Here is a 1,470-nt window from a genome sequence, read left to right as displayed (position 1 = left end):
CTCGAACATCACCATCGCCAGCAAGCTTGGCCCAGCCCAGCCGCGGGCAATCACATGGAACGGCGCCGGGGCCTGAATGATCTTCTCGCAGTCCCGGCAGCTGAACTTCTCCCGGACGTGCTGGATCACCTTCCAGGATTTCGGGATCACCTCCAGCGTCTCGGTGATGTCCTCGCCGAGCTTGGACAATCGCGAGCCGCCGCAGCAGGCGCACGACGTCGGCCCTGAGACGATCACGCGCTCGCGGGGTAGATGCTCCGGGAACGGCTGGCGCGATGGCCGCTTGCGCGCGAACGAGGCCACCGTCGTAGTCTTGGCCGCAGACATTTCGGCGGCCAGTTCATCCTCGGTCGCTGAGGCCTCGAGCTCCTCCAGCGTCAGTTCGAGCTGATCCAACAGCCGCGCGGTACGCTCCGAGCGAGGGCCATAACGATCACGGTTCAGCTTTTCGATCTGCAGCTTCAGGTGAGCGATCAACGCCTGGTCGTCGGATTGTTGGGCGCGAACGTTGGCGAGTTCGGCGCGTGTTGCCAACAACGCCGCCTGCAGCGCCTCAATGTCTTCCGGCAGCTTCTTGGGGCTATCACCCATGCACCGATGGAATCACAAAAGCCGCGATTTGGCGCGTACTTTTTGCAATCTCACGGGATTCTTGCGCAACTTATCCGGCGCTCTGCGGCCGCCAGCTGTGTTGTGGGTTGCGCCAGTCGATCGCCTCCAGCAAATAGCCCATCTGAGCTGCGGTCAGCGACACAACACCGTCCACCGTCGCCGGCCAGATGAAACGGCCACGGTCCAGCCGCTTGGCGTAGAGCGACAGCCCGATCCCATCGTGCCAAAGCGCCTTAATTAGCGTGCCGGCACGACCACGGAACACAAAGACGTCGCTGGCAAAGGGATCTCGCCCGAGGCCCTCCTGCACCAGCAACGCCAGGCCCTGCATGCCTTTGCGCATGTCAGTGTGACCGGTTGCGATCCAGATTCTCGCTCCTGCTGCGATCGGGATCATCGCCGCTCCAGCAGATCCAACACGCGAGACAACGCGGTCATATCGACGCCGGCATCCACGATCACTCGATAAGCTTTGCCGGAGACAATCTCCATGCGTCCGCTCGCCGACGTCGCTAGAGCTGTCGACTGCACTGGCGGCGGATCCGGCATCACCATCGCCGGCACAAAGCCGGGCCGAGGCTCTTCATCACGGCTCGTCCGGGCACCGAACGATCGCCGCCAAGTCAGCAGCAGCGAGCGCGAGATGCCGTATCGCCGCGCTGTCGATGAGACGGATCGTGGGATCTGCAAACTCTCCAAGACGATCTTGAGCTTCTCATCGTCGGTCCATCGACGACGCCGGCCAGTCTCAACAACCTCAAACCGCTCGACCTGAGCACTGCACTTATTGCTGTCCATAAGGGCTGTTACACAGCACTCGTCTTAACCTGACAAGGCGGCCGTCACCGGAGGGAGACG

3 protein-coding genes are annotated in these 1,470 nt (G+C 62.3%); all 3 read right to left on the bottom strand.

What is annotated here, in order from left to right; all coding sequences use genetic code 11:
- The coding region (locus CQ12_RS11090; protein WP_198164122.1) for an IS66 family transposase at positions 1-591 on the bottom strand (591 nt) is incomplete at its 3' end.
- A gap of 70 nt (positions 592-661) precedes the next feature.
- Positions 662-1,009: an IS66 family insertion sequence element accessory protein TnpB gene (gene tnpB, locus CQ12_RS11085; RefSeq protein WP_057835348.1), complete on the bottom strand. Its 348-nt coding sequence runs from the start codon at positions 1,007-1,009 to the stop codon at positions 662-664.
- Positions 1,006-1,410 (bottom strand): IS66-like element accessory protein TnpA, encoded by a 405-nt coding sequence (gene tnpA / locus CQ12_RS11080; protein ID WP_057835347.1) that lies wholly within the window; start codon positions 1,408-1,410, stop codon positions 1,006-1,008. The genes tnpB and tnpA overlap by 4 nt, the downstream gene beginning before the upstream one ends.
- Between the last annotated feature and the right edge of the window lie 60 nt (positions 1,411-1,470).

Source organism: Bradyrhizobium jicamae, assembly GCF_001440395.1.
In the GTDB taxonomy this organism is placed as follows: Bacteria; Pseudomonadota; Alphaproteobacteria; order Rhizobiales; family Xanthobacteraceae; genus Bradyrhizobium; species Bradyrhizobium jicamae.
The sequence above is the reverse complement of the archived record's forward strand: the minus strand, read 5'-3'. Positions and strand labels throughout refer to the sequence as shown.

Bases quoted from the DNA above. Each gene is read 5' to 3' on its own strand.
- tnpA (WP_057835347.1), bottom strand. From the start codon at position 1,410: ATGGACAGCAATAAGTGCAGTGCTCAGGTCGAGCGGTTTGAGGTTGTT.
- tnpB (WP_057835348.1), bottom strand. From the start codon at position 1,009: ATGATCCCGATCGCAGCAGGAGCGAGAATCTGGATCGCAACCGGTCAC.